14 protein-coding genes are annotated in these 15,639 nt (G+C 37.7%); 8 read left to right on the top strand and 6 right to left on the bottom strand.

Features of this window, described 5'->3' with window-relative positions:
• Positions 1-9: 9 nt before the first annotated feature.
• The 4 genes from BW964_RS18135 (at position 10) to BW964_RS18150 (ending at position 4,545) form a co-directional block, all read left to right on the top strand.
• Positions 10-2,148, top strand: a complete 2,139-nt coding sequence (locus tag BW964_RS18135; RefSeq protein WP_076509315.1) for a TonB-dependent receptor — start codon at positions 10-12, stop codon at positions 2,146-2,148.
• A 138-nt stretch (positions 2,149-2,286) separates the two neighbouring features.
• Positions 2,287-3,039 (top strand): HU domain-containing protein, encoded by a 753-nt coding sequence (locus tag BW964_RS18140; RefSeq protein ID WP_076509317.1) that lies wholly within the window; start codon positions 2,287-2,289, stop codon positions 3,037-3,039.
• Complete coding sequence (locus BW964_RS18145) at positions 3,027-3,578, top strand: acyl-CoA thioesterase (RefSeq protein ID WP_076509319.1); 552 nt, start codon at positions 3,027-3,029, stop codon at positions 3,576-3,578. The genes BW964_RS18140 and BW964_RS18145 overlap by 13 nt, the downstream gene beginning before the upstream one ends.
• A gap of 34 nt (positions 3,579-3,612) precedes the next feature.
• On the top strand, positions 3,613-4,545 hold the full coding sequence (locus BW964_RS18150; protein WP_076509321.1) for a 2-hydroxyacid dehydrogenase: 933 nt from the start codon (positions 3,613-3,615) through the stop codon (positions 4,543-4,545).
• A 146-nt stretch (positions 4,546-4,691) separates the two neighbouring features.
• On the opposite strand, the gene BW964_RS18155 is transcribed toward BW964_RS18150, so the two are convergent.
• Positions 4,692-6,113, bottom strand: coding sequence for a BspA family leucine-rich repeat surface protein (locus BW964_RS18155; RefSeq protein WP_076509323.1), 1,422 nt, complete (start codon positions 6,111-6,113; stop codon positions 4,692-4,694).
• 348 nt (positions 6,114-6,461) lie between these two features.
• On the opposite strand from BW964_RS18155, the gene BW964_RS18160 reads away from it, so the two are divergent.
• Genes BW964_RS18160 through BW964_RS18170 form a run of 3 tightly spaced genes read left to right on the top strand, consistent with a single transcriptional unit; the run spans position 6,462 to position 9,968 of the window.
• Positions 6,462-7,721, top strand: coding sequence for a serine hydrolase domain-containing protein (locus BW964_RS18160; protein WP_076509325.1), 1,260 nt, complete (start codon positions 6,462-6,464; stop codon positions 7,719-7,721).
• A 23-nt stretch (positions 7,722-7,744) separates the two neighbouring features.
• The gene (locus tag BW964_RS18165; RefSeq protein ID WP_076509327.1) at positions 7,745-9,505 is read left to right on the top strand and encodes an Ig-like domain-containing domain; all 1,761 of its coding nucleotides are present in this window, start codon (positions 7,745-7,747) and stop codon (positions 9,503-9,505) included.
• 4 nt (positions 9,506-9,509) lie between these two features.
• Positions 9,510-9,968, top strand: a complete 459-nt coding sequence (locus BW964_RS18170; RefSeq protein WP_076509329.1) for a heme-binding domain-containing protein — start codon at positions 9,510-9,512, stop codon at positions 9,966-9,968.
• Between the two features lie 105 nt (positions 9,969-10,073).
• Here BW964_RS18170 and BW964_RS18175 read toward each other — a convergent pair whose 3' ends face one another.
• From BW964_RS18175 to BW964_RS18195, 5 genes are all read right to left on the bottom strand, one after another.
• Complete coding sequence (locus tag BW964_RS18175; RefSeq protein WP_076509331.1) at positions 10,074-10,589, bottom strand: NUDIX hydrolase; 516 nt, start codon at positions 10,587-10,589, stop codon at positions 10,074-10,076.
• A gap of 39 nt (positions 10,590-10,628) precedes the next feature.
• Positions 10,629-11,543: a site-specific tyrosine recombinase XerD gene (xerD, locus tag BW964_RS18180; protein WP_076509333.1), complete on the bottom strand. Its 915-nt coding sequence runs from the start codon at positions 11,541-11,543 to the stop codon at positions 10,629-10,631.
• A gap of 6 nt (positions 11,544-11,549) precedes the next feature.
• On the bottom strand, positions 11,550-11,972 hold the full coding sequence (locus BW964_RS18185; RefSeq protein ID WP_073335793.1) for a deoxycytidylate deaminase: 423 nt from the start codon (positions 11,970-11,972) through the stop codon (positions 11,550-11,552).
• A gap of 42 nt (positions 11,973-12,014) precedes the next feature.
• Entirely contained in the window at positions 12,015-12,782 is a 768-nt protein-coding gene (locus tag BW964_RS18190) for an enoyl-CoA hydratase/isomerase family protein (RefSeq protein WP_076509334.1), read from the bottom strand.
• Between the two features lie 104 nt (positions 12,783-12,886).
• Positions 12,887-14,374 carry a catalase gene (locus tag BW964_RS18195; protein WP_076509336.1) on the bottom strand — a complete coding sequence of 496 codons (1,488 nt, stop codon included), beginning with the start codon at positions 14,372-14,374 and terminating at the stop codon, positions 12,887-12,889.
• A 131-nt stretch (positions 14,375-14,505) separates the two neighbouring features.
• Here BW964_RS18195 and BW964_RS18200 point away from each other — a divergent pair, with 131 nt between their 5' ends.
• Positions 14,506-15,456 (top strand): LysR substrate-binding domain-containing protein, encoded by a 951-nt coding sequence (locus BW964_RS18200; RefSeq protein ID WP_073335787.1) that lies wholly within the window; start codon positions 14,506-14,508, stop codon positions 15,454-15,456.
• Positions 15,457-15,639: the final 183 nt, after the last annotated feature.

The raw sequence follows: 15,639 nt of genomic DNA on the forward strand, positions 1-15,639 counted from the left end.
ATTTATAGAATGAAAGGATTATTTTTTTTAGGGCTTACTGTAGGCTCTGTAGCCTTTATCCAGGCTCAAAATAAGGATTCCCTGAAAATCAGGGAAATTGAAGCAGTCAATTTTACCAAAAGACTTCCCGTTGCTAAGGAAATTATCAATGTGCAGAAGGATATTGACAGCAGAAATCTAGGTCAGGATCTTCCGATCCTTTTGAAAAATCAAACCTCTATTATCTCTACTTCTGATGCCGGAAACGGAGTCGGATACACAGGATTCAGAATCCGTGGAGTGGCTGGGAAAGGAATCAATGTGATGATGAACGGTGTTCCTTACAACGATTCTGAAAGTCAGGGGACGTTTTTCGTGAATGTTCCGGATCTTACGAGTTCTGCTTCACAGATCGTTATTCAGAGAGGGGTGGGAACTTCCAATAATGGGGTTTCTGCGTTTGGAGCAAGCATCAACGTGATTTCCAGGGAGCCGGATGAGAAAATGTATTTTAAAACAGATGACAGTTATGGCTCATTCAATACCTATAAATATTCTGCTGAGGCAGGTTCCGGGAAATTCTGGAAAAACAGGCTTTCGGTAATGGGAAGGTATACCCGCATTCATTCGGACGGATATATAGACCGAGCTTCTTCCAACCTGGATTCTTATAATTTCACCGCATTATTTGAAGAAGGAAACACGAGAATTCGTCTGATGGCTTTCGGAGGAAAAGAGAAGACTTATCAGGCCTGGAACGGAATTGACCGACCAACGTGGCAGACCACTCCAAAATTCAATTATTCAGGACAATATACAGATCTTTTCACAGGAGAAGAGAAGTTCTACGATAATGAAACAGACAATTACAGACAAAATCATTATCAGCTTTTATGGGAACAGAAATTTAGTGATAACTGGAGTTTAGAAACTACTTTCCACTATACGAAAGGAAGAGGATATTATGAAAATTATAAAAGAGTAGATGAAACGGATGAAGAGGCTACCCATTATTCCAATTATAATTTACCCGTACCGATCGTGAATGGATCTGCTGTAGAGCAGACTGATTTTATCAGAAAAAAATGGTTGGATAATGATTTTTACGGAGCCGTTTCCACATTGTATGGAAAACTGGAAAATGTAGACCTTAATTTTGGGGTAGTGGCTAACCAATATTACGGCAGACACTTTGGGAATGTTACAGGTGTTTATTTTCCACAGGTAAATGAATATGAATACTACAGAAACCGTTCTGTAAAAACTGAGGTGGCGGGTTTTGCCAAGGCTTTGTGGAGAACGGGTGAGCATTTTGAATTCTTCGGAGATCTTCAGCTCAGAAATATTGATTATAATACAAGAATTCTGACTGCCGGAGACGGAGAAGGCGGTAATCTTAATAAAAACTGGCTTTTCTTTAACCCAAAAGCTGGGGTCAACTATAAGATAGGAAGCGGAAAAGTATTTCTTTCCTACGCACATGCCCAACGTGAACCGAATAGAGATGACTTAATGAGCGATAATGAAGTGAAAGCTGAAAAGCTTCACGATTTTGAAGCCGGGATTGAAAAGCAATTCGGGATTTTATCGATAACTGCGAATTTATATTATATGTACTACGTCAATCAGTTAGTGTTGAACGGACAATTGAATAATGTAGGGGCATTTATCAGAACCAATTCGGGAAAGAGCTACAGAAGAGGAGTTGAAATCGGAGCGTTGGCTAAGATTTCAAAGCAATGGGAAATCACCGGAAATGTCAGTCTCAGCCAGAACCGAAATCTTGATTTCAATATTAAAAATAAGGGAACCCTTCAGAGCCTGGGAGATACCGAAATATCATTCTCTCCCAATGTGATTGCCAATCTTGGACTGAAGTTTAATCCCAACAAAAATTTCCAGTTTGCTTTGATGAACCAGTATGTAGGAAAGCAATATCTGGATAACACCGGGAACAAAAATCTGGAAGTGAAAGATTATTTTCTGACAGATTTCAATGCGCAATACCAATTTAAAATCGCCAATAATGATATTGCATTAAAATTGCTGGTGAATAACCTTTTGAATAAAAAGTATGTAAATAATGGAGCAGTTTACGATGGTGATCCCTACTATTTTTCACAGGCAGGAACTAATTTTATGTTCGGGATCAGTTGGAAAATTCAATAATCGGCACAATAATTTGCCGAACAGGTTTTAATACATTCAATTTTATATCTATTTATCAAAAGACTGTTTCGGCAGTCTTTTTTTATATCCGACAAATCTCTTCAAAAAGTCATGAAAAAATTATAAATTTGCTGCCAAATGAATATTTCAGCTTACATTTTAGAATATCTGAAACAATTTGGAACTGTGACGGTTCCGGGCTTCGGTATGTTTTCGCTTAAAAACTCCAAGGCAATTATTAATTCTGAGAACGGAAGCATCCTTCCGCCGGCAAGCGAGATTGTTTTTGCCGTGGATTATGAAATACAGTCTGACGAGCTGGCCGCTTTTATTGCAGCACAGAAACAGATGTCTCTGGAGGCTTCCAAAAGTGATCTGAAAATCCAGACCGATTTTTGGAAGAAAAAACTCCAGGCAGATCAGGTCCTGGAAATTCAGAATCTTGGAATCATCACTATTGAAAATGATACAGCCCATTTCAAAGGGAAAAGAATCGAATCGGGACATCCGGATTTCTATGGACTCGAAGAAATAAGACTTTCGGATATCAATAACGGAGAAAAGGTCAGTACCACTGTAAACCGGGAAAAAGACTATAAATTCAAAAAATCAATTCTTTGGATTTTCCTGCTTGCTGTTCCTGTTTTGGGAATTGTTTACCTCGCATTGACCCAACAAGAACTTCTTTTCGGAAAAAAATCTTTTGATCAGGTTTCCGTACAGACTTCTACCCACAGAATTGTAAAGGATACCATAAAGGTGATGGTTCACGGCCCTGAAACTGCGGTTTCAGATTCCCTGAAAAAAGATTCATTATCAAAACCAGCCGGGAAAGGTAGTAAACCAGCTCCTGCATCTCAAAACAACACTAAGACTCAATGGCAAAAATAAAAAAAGCGTCAGAATCCCTGACCATCATGACCAATATTGTTCTTCCGAACGAAACCAATTCTTTAAGAAACCTTTTCGGAGGTGAGCTTTTGGCAAAAATGGACCGTTGTGCCTCCATTTCTGCAGCCAGACACTGTGAAAGAAGAGTCGTGACGGCATCTGTAAATCACGTTTCCTTTAATCATCCGATTCCTGAAGGAGGAGTCGTAGTTCTGGAATCCAAAGTATCCAGAGCGTTCTCTACTTCAATGGAGGTATATGTAGATGTTTGGTTGGATGACCCGATCAATCAGAAGAAAATCCATACCAATGAAGGAATCTACACGTTCGTTGCGGTAGATGAATTCAACCGTCCTATTCCTATCCCGGATATGATCCCGGAAACTGAAGAAGAAAAGCTGAGACATGCTGCGGCGATCAGAAGAAAAGAGCTTTCTCTTATCCTTTCCGGAAGAATGAAACCTCTTGACTCTGTAGAGCTTAAAAAATTGTTCCAGGAGCCGGAAGAAACAAAGGATTCAAAGAAGGATAAAAAGTAAAATCACGGTTTATATAATCATTCGTGTTTAAATTATGAAAATTCTCCTTTTAGATAAAAACCATCCTCTCATCACAGAACAGCTTCTGGCTAAAAACTTTGTGCTGGAAGAGGATTTCACATCTTCCTACGATGAGGTTTGCCATAAAATTCAAAATTATGACGGAATCATCATCAGAAGCCGGATACCTTTGGACAAAAACTTTCTTGAAAAGGGAAAGAATCTGAAATTTATCGCCAGAGTAGGAGCGGGAATGGAGAATATTGATATTCCTGTTGCTGAAAAGCTGGGAATACAGCTCATCAATTCTCCTGAAGGTAACAGAGACTCTGTAGCGGAACATGTTGTAGGCATGCTGTTGATTCTGATGCACCGACTTTTTATTGCTTCTCAGGAAGTGAAAAACGGGATCTGGAAACGGGAAGAAAACAGAGGTGACGAGCTGCTGGGAAAAACAGTCGGGCTAATCGGATATGGTAATATGGGAAAAGCCACCGCTAAAAGATTTTCAGGTTTCGGCTGTAAAGTCATATTTCACGATATCCTTCCCGGGCTTTCGGATGAATATGCCTCACAGGTAAGTCTGGAAGAACTGAAACAGTCTGCAGATGTCTTAAGTCTTCACATTCCACTCACTTCTGCAACCCATTATCTTATCAATGAAACCTTTATTTCAGAAATGAAAAAAGACTTCTATTTTGTGAATACGGCAAGAGGAAAAAATGTAGAAACTAAATATTTAGTTGAAAATCTGAAATCAGGAAAAATAAAAGGGGCATGTTTAGATGTTTTAGAATATGAAAAGTCATCTTTTGAACATCTGGAAAATGAAAATGATGATTTAAAATATCTTTTAGAATCAGAAAAAGTTATTGTTACCCCTCATATTGCAGGCTGGACTCATCAGAGTAAAGAAAAACTTGCTCAAGTGATTGCAGATAAAATTGTGGAGAAGTTTGCAAGGTAGTCAATCATCCTTGCTGAAGTTACTGATCTATTTTTGACATCACCTTTTCAAATTATAAAAAAGCACAGATCTTACGATCTGTGCTTTGCCATTTATTGCCGGAAGCTGGTATATTTACACAGCAAAAGGCAATTTTTACATATTGTTTATTTTTTTATGAGTTGGTGTGTGCTTTCAGATCCATCGGCTGTTGCAATTTTAATAAAATAGGTTCCGGTAGGAATTTGCTGCAGGTTTAATTGATTTGTTTCACCCACTTTGCTCAATAATGCTTTTCCTGAAGCATCTAAAACTTGTACCGATTTAGTGATGTATTCTGATTTTATAAAGATCATTTCTGAGGCAGGATTTGGGTACAGCAGTAATTTTGTCTTGCCTGATTTTATTTCTTCAACAAGTAACGAAGGCTCCGAGCAGTTTGGAGAAAAACTGTCTCCAACAAATGTCCAGCCCTTGTTGTTAATTAATTGATTACGATATATTTGGCCTGCGTTTCCGTAAGTTCTTCCAACTGCTCCTACAAGTCGTCCAAGTGGAGAATTTGGATTTTCAGCCCAGCCTTTTAATGTTGCCCCATAATTTCCACAATCTAAACCACTGTAGCCAAAAATTTCTGTCAGATTGACTATCGGAGAAAGTGTCCAGTTGCCTAAATTCTTATTAAAATTATTATTAGACCAAAACATGCGAGACATGTCGGTAACATTAGATACATCCCAAGAGGAAATGTCCTGGTTGAAACTTGGATAAGAAAACATTTGAGCCATATTGGTGACATTTGAAGTATTCCAGTTGTTTAATGGTTGGTTAAACGCCTGAGATGCCTCGAACATCAGTGACATATTCTGAGCATTTGACACGTTCCAATTATTTATATTCTGGTTGAATGTCTTCGCACGATTAAACATTGAACTCATGTTGGTCACATTTGAAACATTCCAACTGCCAATATCCTGGTTGAATGCATCAGCATAAAAGAACATCTGGCTCATATCTGTCACCTTTGAGGTATTCCAACTACCGATTGGTCTATTAAAAGCTTTGGCATTAAAGAATAAATTGCTCATATTGGTCACATTACCCACATTCCAATTGTTAATGTTGTTGACAATTGATAAGTTGGTGCAACCTGAAAAAAACGAGCTAAGGTTAGTAACTTGAGAAAAATCAGGAATATCAGTTGCTGTAATTTGAATATTGGCATATCCGGAAAACATTCCCGATAAATTAGTATTCCAGGTAATCTGCCCCCATTGTGTCAGTTCGACAACTTTATCAACATCAGTTCCGGAACCAAGTCTAAAAGTGCCTGTAGGCGTGATTGAAATAGCATATGTTCCTATTGAAGGAACATTTATTTCTGTTAAACCTGTATTTCCGGTTCCATTACCTGTAATAGCAGAATTGTTGGTCTTTACATAGGAGTAGTTGTAGATGCCTTGAGTATTTAATTTTATTTTTAGGTTATTAGCATCGGTCACCAAAAATTTTAATACAAGTGGCGTCTGTGCCCTTAAAGCAATAGTGACCAGAAAGAAGAAAGAGAAAAAGTAGATTTTTTTCAACATTTTTTTTATTTTTTATTGAGTGCAAAAATACATATTTCCCACATATAAGATATTAATACAAAAAATAAAAATTTAAATAATCGCCTGAATCCAGCATAAATTGTCTTTTATGTGGATGGATTGATTTAAAATATGTGTTTTTAAAGCTTTTCGTAGTAAATTTTTAACTTTGAAGAATAGGTGCTTAATCTAAATTATAAAAAAGTTGATCCGCATTGAGAAGATTTGCGTCAGGTGATTTTATATTTTTCAAAAGAGCATTGAATAATGTTAAATAATTCATAATCTATATTGTTCTTTCATAATTTATTTTGAGTTTTATTAAATTGCCAGTCATTTTTGAAATCCATGAAGAAGCTAAATTTTATCCTCATTTTAATTGTTTTTTTATTTTTTTTTTCCTGTAAAAAAGAATCAGATCCAAAAGATTCTGTAACCGAAAATACCAATCTCCCCAATTATGGAAATGTAGATCTGAACAATGTATTTACCAAAGCAGAAAGCCAGCTTGGTGACAAAAGAATATTAACAGGGTACATCGATCAATATTATAAAAAGATCTGGGAAGGCGGAGACCTGAGTGGCGGAATCCTTGTCGCAAAAGGAGACGATATCATCTATGAAAATTACAGAGGCTTCGGAAGAGAAGGAGATCAGATGCCCATCAATAAAAATACACCGCTTCATGTGGCTTCAGTTTCCAAGACGTTGACTGCGATGGCCATGTTGAAGCTCGTAGAGGCCGGAAAAATTAAACTTTCTGATCATCTTACCCAATTTTTCCCGGGATTCCCTTACCCGAATGTTACCGTACAGACTTTGCTCGACCAGAGAAGTGGTCTTCCGAAATACGAATATTTTATTGCCAAAATACAGCCGGCTCCGGCAGAACTTTCAAAGGCTTTCATCACCAATCAGGATGTCCTGAATATGATCATTAAATACAAACCGGACCTTGCAAGAGATACCGATACAGGCTTTATGTACTGCAATACCAATTTTGCGATGCTGGCTCTGCTGATAGAGAAGATTACTAAAACTCCTTTTCCGCAGGCGATGAAAGAAATGGTATTTCAGCCTCTGAAAATGGAGCATACCTACATTTTCCAGGAAAAAGATATTCCTACAGCTGCACAGTCTTTTTATTACGGTGGAAGAAAACTATATCCTCTGGACAGGCTTGATCTTATTTATGGAGACAAGAATGTCTATACCACACCAAGAGATCTTTATAATTTTTCCAAAGCGATGTTTTCTAAGGATTTCCTGAAGCCTGATCTGATGCAGATGGTTTTCACACCCTACAGCAATGAAAAATCGGGAATGAATAATTATGGATTAGGTTTCAGGATGAAAATCTTTGATAACGGTGAAAAACTTACCTACCATAATGGCTGGTGGCATGGGACCAACTCAGTATTTGCGCATTTGCTGAAATCTAAAGTGACCATTGTTGCGATTGGAAACCGATATTCAAATAAAGTCTACACAGCCCTGGCATTATCAGGATTATTCGAGGATTTTCCTGTTCAGAAGGATAAATTGCATAGTGTAATGAACGATAATAAAGATACTTTAAATGCCGGACATGAAGTTTTTGGAGAATAATGTTTAATTTTGCTTAAACATCTATGAAAAGACTTCTTCTATTATTCGTCATCTGCTTTCTTGCTCATTCATGTGCAAGAGTGGGAGCTCCCGTAGGAGGTCCTAAAGATACCCTGGCTCCAAAGTTTTTAAGCTCAAACATTGATACCACAAGGATTAATGTCAAAAGAGACATCCATGAGCTCAGACTGGATTTTGATGAGTACATCACTTTAAAGGATATCAATAAAAACCTGATCATATCGCCGCCTATTAAAAATATAAAGAGAATTCTTCCCTCTAATATTGCGAATAAGTATGTGATGATTCAATGGGAAGATACGCTTCAGGCCAATACGACTTATAACTTCAACTTTGGAAACTCCATTGCAGATAATAACGAAGCTAATATTCTCCGTTATTTCAATTTTGCCTTTTCAACGGGGGATAAATTGGATGACCTCTACGTAAGCGGAGATATTACAGATGCTTTAGCCATCAAAAAGAAGCAAGGTGAAAATAAATTTGTGGTAGGACTTTACCAGGTAAAAGATACCATCAATTACAAGCAAAAACCTTACTACATTACAAAAGTGGATGAAGATGGGTATTACGAGCTTAATTATCTTACTCCAGGAAAATATAAGATCATTGCCTTTGAGGATGAAAACGGAAACTCTGTGTATGATCCCGGAAAAGAAAAAATAGGATTTCAGAAAGAACCGATCGATATTGAAAAGTCTGTTTCAGGGTTGAATTTGAAAATTTATCCTTCCAAAAAGCCTTTGAAATATGGGGAAATGAAAGAAAGTCCAGGCGGAATTGTTATGACCTTTGAAGGGAATCCTGAGAATGTGAAAGTAGCTTCCATCAACGAAAAGCTTCAGGATATTAAGGTGACCCATCGTCCGAAATCAGATTCTGTAAAGATTTGGTTTGATGCTGTAAAAAGCGATGTAGGACAGACAACAAATGATAATCTTAAATTCAGTTATGATATCGGCAGTAAGCAGGATACCGTGTCTGTGTTCTATAAGTACAACAAGAAGAACGCAATGGATATTGAGAATGATAACGGAGGTCCCGGATTGGCCCCGAATTCAGATTTCAGAATAAAATCCGGCTATATTATTGACAAGATTAGTCCTGAAAAGTGGATTTTGAAAAGCGATAGTTTAACGACTCAGGAATTCACAGCCAAAATCTCAGAAACCAATCCTTACCAAATCGTGATTCATTCTGATTTTGTGACAGGAAAAAAATACCAGTTAACCATTCCAAAAGAAACCGTTTCGTCCTTTTATGCTAAAAATGTGCAGTCCAAACGTTTCGATTTTGAGGTAGAGAAAGTCGATCAGTTCGGAAGTCTTGCCTTTACTCTTCAGAATGCTCCGGATGCCAGTTATTGGATTCAGCTTCTGGATTCTTCAGATAAGGTAGTGTATTCCAGGTATACGAAAGGGAATACTGTGAAATTTGATATTCTTAAACCTAATGAATATATTGTACGGATACTGGTCGATAACAATGGAAATAAATTTTGGGACGAAGCTGATTTTGAAACAGAAACTTTTGCGGAAGATTCATATGTATTCTACAAAAAAGCAATCGTAAGGCCGCTGTGGGAAACCAAGGAAGACTGGGACTTAAAAGATACCAGGACCCTGGATAATCCCAAAGGAAATACGCCGAAACCGGTACCAGATACCCCAAAAGAAGATACGCCGGAAGAAACGGTGAAGAAAGAGGTAGAGAAAGAATTGAAGTCGGAATCCGGAAATGCTGTATTGACACCGGTAAAATAGAAATATGAAAACGGTAAAAAAAGTATTATTCTGGACACTGGTTGTTTTTGCACTGATCCAGTTTATTCCCATTGATAAAGTAAATAAGCCTGTTGACAAAGCCGTTAACTTTGTTGATGCTAAAAAGACTCCTGAGAAGATCGGGGGCTTGATAAAAGGAGCGTGTTACGATTGTCATTCCAATGAAACGGTTTATCCGAAATATGCACACATTGCTCCCATTTCATGGTCTATCAAAAGCCATATCAATGAAGGAAGGGAACATCTTAATTTTTCTATTTGGGGAACTTATAACAAGGAGTTAAAAGAAAGCATGCTGAATAAGGCCATTCAGACGGTACAAAACAAGACCATGCCTATGCCCGGTTACATCGTTTATCATAAAGAAGCTAATCTATCTGATGCAGAAAGAACACTGCTGGTTCATTACTTCGAAGAGATGCTAAAAACAAAATCTTACTAGCAAAACAGCAAACCATATAAAATTCCCGCAGATTTTACAGGTCCGGTTCTATGATGTTGATCATGATTCACCACCTGCAGAATCTGCGGGATATTTTTTTATAGTCTAGATATTCTTCAGATATTCCTTAAAAAACTTCTTTTGAGAGTCAAAAGCAATATCATCAAGATCCAATGCATGTAAAGGAATCCAAACGGCCTCTGATATTTCGGAAAGTTCAAGATTGACCTCAAACTTTTCCGGAACTTGATATTCATAAAACAGATCGATCGTATTGTAATCAATTTCTTTGTATTGATAAACGTTAGGAAGACTGGCCAAATACGTTAATTTTGAAATATCCACATCAAGCTGAAGTTCTTCATAAAGTTCCCTTTTGCATGCTTCTTCTGCGCTTTCTTTTGGGTCTACAAAACCTCCTGCCAGATCGAGCTTTCCTTTTTTAGGATCCCGGTTTCTTCTGGTAAGGTAAATTTCGTCACCATGTCGGATAACAACAGCTACCGCACCGGCAACATTATTATAAAGACGGAAACCACATTCCGGGCAACTCCATTTCTTCTCGCCGTCCCAGTTTAGGGTTTCTTTGCCACAGCTCGGGCAATATTTCAATAATTTCATCTGTTTATTATTATTTTTTCAAAGGTCAGATGGAACTTCTTATTGAGCAATATTAATATTTCTCGGATGGAAATTCAGGATCACATCCCGAAGTTCTTCTGTCTTCAGATGGGTATAGATCTCCGTTGTGGTAATGCTTGAGTGTCCCAGCATTTCCTGGATATAACGAAGGTCTGCTCCATTCTGTAATAGATGCGTTGCAAAAGAATGTCTGAAAGTATGGGGAGATATTTTTTTGCTTACTCCAGCTTTATCCGTAAGTTCTTTTATGATCAGAAATACGATTACCCTGGACATGGATGTCCCACGGCTGTTAAGAAACAGCGTATCCTCATATTTTTTGTTGATCTTGCTGTTCGACCGTACTTCGTTGATGTACGTTTCCAAAAGTTCGGCAGTATAATCAGCCAAAGGAACGAAACGGGTTTTATTTCCCTTTCCGTTTACTTTAATGTACTGTTCTTTGAAATTGATGTTCGAAATTTTAAGATCAATAAGTTCAGAGACACGCAATCCGCATCCGTAAAGAACTTCAATGATACAATGGTTTCTCTTTCCGAGGTCAGAATTGGCCTCAATGGCTGCAATAATCTTGTTGATATCAGGCAGGCTTAAGGTGTCAGGAAGATATAATCCCAATTTTGGTCCTTCAAGTAAAGACGCAGGATTATCTTCTCTGAACTCATCCTCAAGCAGAAACTTGAAGAAAGCCTTTATAGAAGAAATCCATCTTGCCTGAGATCTTTCGCTGAATTTTTGTTTGGAAAGATTGAAGATATACTCCTGTAAGTTTTCGTAGCCGATAGCGTCTGGACCGACGTTTTCCAGATCCACTTCTGCGTAATCTTTTAATTTTTTAATGTCTCGAATATAGGCATCGAGTGTGTTTTCTGAAAAATTTCTTTCGAAGCGAAGAAATATTTCAAAATCTTTGATCTTTTCATCCCAAGTCATTTGTGCTTATTTTTTTAGTTCACAGTCCGATATTTGTTCTATTTCAATGTTATGATTTCTCAAGAACGCTATCCCATCGTCGTCTGAATACTCATTAATATACACAAGTCTTGTAATTCCTGCCTGTAGAATCAGTTTGCTGCATTCTTTGCAGGGCGACAGCGTTAAATATAACGTGGCACCTTTTGCAGACTGAGTGGAAGCGGCCAGCTTTAATATCGCATTGGCTTCCGCATGAAGTACATACCAGTGTGTTTTCCCTTCTTCATTTTCACAACAGTTTTCAAACCCCGACGGAGTTCCGTTGTAACCATCTGAAATAATCATCCTATCTTTTACGATAAGAGCTCCTACCTGTTTTCTCTTACAGTAGGAAAGTTTTGCCCACTCTTGGGCCATTTTTAGATAAGCTTTATCAAACTTATTCATACCGCAGCATTAGTTTTTTCGAAATAATTTGGATTAAAAATCTTAGAAGCTAGGCTTTCTTTTCTCTATAAAAGCAGTAACTCCTTCTTTCTTGTCTTGCAATTCAAAAAGTTCTCCGAAAAACTTAATTTCAGATTCAAAACCTTTATCCGTATCAGACAAGTTAACGGCTTGTATAGCCTTTGCTATAGCCATTGGTGAGTTATGGGCTATAGTACTCGCTAATTCTTTTGTTTTGGTTAATAATTCTTCAATAGGGTATACTTCATTCACCAATCCGATTTCTTTTGCTTTTTGAGCAGGAATCATTTTAGCGGAGAAGATCATTTCGTTGGCGATGCCTTTTCCTACAAGTTTAGGAAGTCTTTGTGTTCCTCCGTAGCCTGGAATCAATCCAAGGGTGACTTCCGGAAGTCCCAGTCTCGCATTCTCTGATGCATATCTGATATGACACGCCATGGCAAGCTCTAAACCTCCTCCTAATGCGAAACCGTTAACGGCCGCAATTACAGGCTTAGATGTATTTTCAATTTTGTTGAACAGGGTATTATGCCCGTTTCTGGCCAGTTCTTCGGCTTTTTCCTGTCCAAAATCACTGAATTCTTTTATATCGGCTCCTGCTACGAATGACTTTTCACCGCTTCCTGTAATGATAATAACTCTACAGGTTGGGTCAGCATTCAGTTCATCCATTGCTGAGCTGATCTCTTGAATCGTTTTTGCATTTAAAGCATTTAAGCTTTGGGGTCTGTTTATTGTTACAACAGCTAATTTGTCTTCTTTTTCTAATAATATATTTTCGTAACTCATTTTTCCACTTTAAAATATTATTTTCTGCAAATTATAAATTTTTTACAAAAAAAAGGAAAAAATATTGGTTTTTTTTCCTTTTTTTTGATTTATCGTTCAAAATACTATTTCGAATGATTCATCATATTCGCATCTATATTGATATTCAGCTGTGATGCCACTTTCATGCCAAGCTCGATATTGGCTCTGAAAAAATGACATAGTTGACGGTTGATAATCTCCTCTCTTTTCGGTCCTGTAATTCCTTTCATGCTTCCGATAATGTTGCTGATCAAATGCTCTCTGTCTTCAGAAGTCATGGATTTTGTATACAATAGTCCAGGCTGGGTGTAATGATCATCGTCATTTTCATTACGGTTGTAATTCGCTACATGAGCACTGTCCAGTTCATATTCATAATTCTTATAAGATGGATCCGGTTTTACATCATCAAAACTGTTTGGGTAATAATTAGGTTTGTCCTGATATTCACTAGAATCAGCCATAAAGCCATCTCTCTGGTAGTTATTTACAGCAAAAGGACATCGGTTCACCTCCAATTGATGGGCATTCACTCCCACTCTGTATCTGTGGGCATCAGGATAAGAGAACAGTCTTCCCTGAAGCATTTTGTCCGGAGAAAAGCTTATTCCGTTCACGAGGCTGCTCGGTGAAAATGTGGACTGCTCTACATGAGCAAAATAATTAACGGGAACCTCGTTCAGTTCCATTTCTCCCACTTCGATCATCGGGAAGTCATCATGGAACCATACCTTGGTAACATCAAAAGGATTCCATCTGAAATCTTTTGCCTGCTCTTCAGTCATCACCTGAATAAACATCGTCCATTTCGGGAAATCTCCGTTTTCGATAGCGTTGCAAAGATCTTCCTGTGCAAAATCAGGGTTTTCACCTGCCATCTTTACAGCCTCTGCATCGGTGAAGTTTTTGATTCCCTGTTTTGTTATAAAATGGAATTTCACCCATACTCTTTCGTTTTTGTCATTGATCATGGCAAAAGTATGAGATCCGAATCCATGCATGTGTCTGTAGCCATGCGGAGTTCCTCTGTCTGACATTAAGATAAGGACCTGGTGCAGGGATTCAGGATTGTGGCTCCAGAAATCCCACATCATCGTGGCGCTTTTTAAATTGGTTTTCGGTACTCTTTTCTGAGTGTGGATAAAGTCGGGAAATTTTTTGGCATCCTTAATGAAAAATACAGGTGTATTGTTTCCTACCAGATCCCAGTTTCCGTCTTCCGTATAAAATTTTAAAGCAAAACCTCTGGGATCTCTTGCGGTGTCTGCACTTCCTTTTTCTCCACCCACGGTAGAGAACCGGGCAAACATCCTGCATGAATTTCCAACTTTTGAAAATAATTTGGCTTTGGTATACTGACTGATGTCGTGAGTGACCGTAAATGTTCCATAAGCACCGCTTCCTTTAGCGTGCACAATTCTTTCAGGAATTCTTTCCCTTACAAAGTGAGCAAGGTTTTCCTGAAGAATAAAATCCTGTAAAAGTACAGGCCCTCTCGGACCTACGGTTTGTGAGTCCTGGTGTTCAAAATAAGGAGCGCCATTGCTGAGCGTTAATTTTTTAGAATCCATATCGTTATGATTTGTATGATTGATTTCCCTTGTAAACGTCTTATGCAGACGTATTAAATATCAAATTTACTTGAATTTTTGATTACTAATAGCAAAAACCTTTTATCTTTGTAATAGATAATATTAATCAGATGAACATTCAGCAACTGGAGTATCTTATCGCTGTAGATAAGTACAAACATTTTGGTAAAGCCGCTCAGGCGTGCTTTATCACGCAGCCCACGTTAAGCGCGATGATACAAAAATTTGAGGATGAACTGGATGTGAAGGTGTTCGACAGAACTACACACCCTATCCGTACCACCGATGTGGGGCTTCAGATCATTGATCAGGCAAAGGTAATTATAGAATCTGTCAATGAGCTGAAAAATAAAGCGAATCTTTTGAATAATATTTTGGGCGGAACGATTAATCTGGGAATTATTCCTACTGTTTCCTCGTTCATTTTACCAACAGAAATCTTTAAGTTTTTGGAAGAAAATCCGAAAATCCAGATGAATGTAAAGGAAATGACCACAGATAATATTATCAAGGCTTTAAAAGCCGGTGAGCTGGACGCGGGAATCATTTCTACCCCCTATGATACTGCCGATGAATTTTATCAGGACTTTCTGTTTAATGAAGAACTGATGATCTACAGCTCCAATACGGAAGCCAATAAAAAGAACTCGTACATCATTCCTGAAGAACTGAATGTTGAAAAAGTATGGCTTCTGGAGGAAGGGAATTGCCTGAGAAATCAGTTTGAAAATATTTGCCATCTGAAAGAGAATACTTTGAAACCTAAAAATTTAGACTTCCTGGCATCTAACATTCAGACCTTGGTGCATATGGTGGACAAAGTAGGAGGCATCAGTATTTTGCCGGAACTGGCATTGAGCCAGCTTTCCGATGAGCAGAAGGAGAATGTTTTCAGATTTAAAAAACCTTTCCCTTACAGAGAAATCAAGATCATCTATTATAAGCCGACCTTTAAGCAGAAGATTATTGATGAATTATCTCACTCTATCAAAAGTTCTTTAGAGCTTAAACTTAATTATCATATCAATCCGAAGGAATTTGTGAGCATCAAGCCGCAATGAACTAAGAAGTCTGCAAAGTGATATAAATCATTAATTTTAAGAAAATTATAATTAACAAGCAAAATTCTTTAGTATTAAAAAAATAGTACTTAAATTTGCAGACGTTTATAAACGAGGAAAAATTTGACCTGATTGCAACCTCTCTAAAAATATGCTAAAACAGTATTCTTTTTTCTGGGCAAT

The sequence above is a fragment of the Chryseobacterium shigense genome, from assembly GCF_900156575.1.
Taxonomy (GTDB): Bacteria; Bacteroidota; Bacteroidia; order Flavobacteriales; family Weeksellaceae; genus Chryseobacterium; species Chryseobacterium shigense.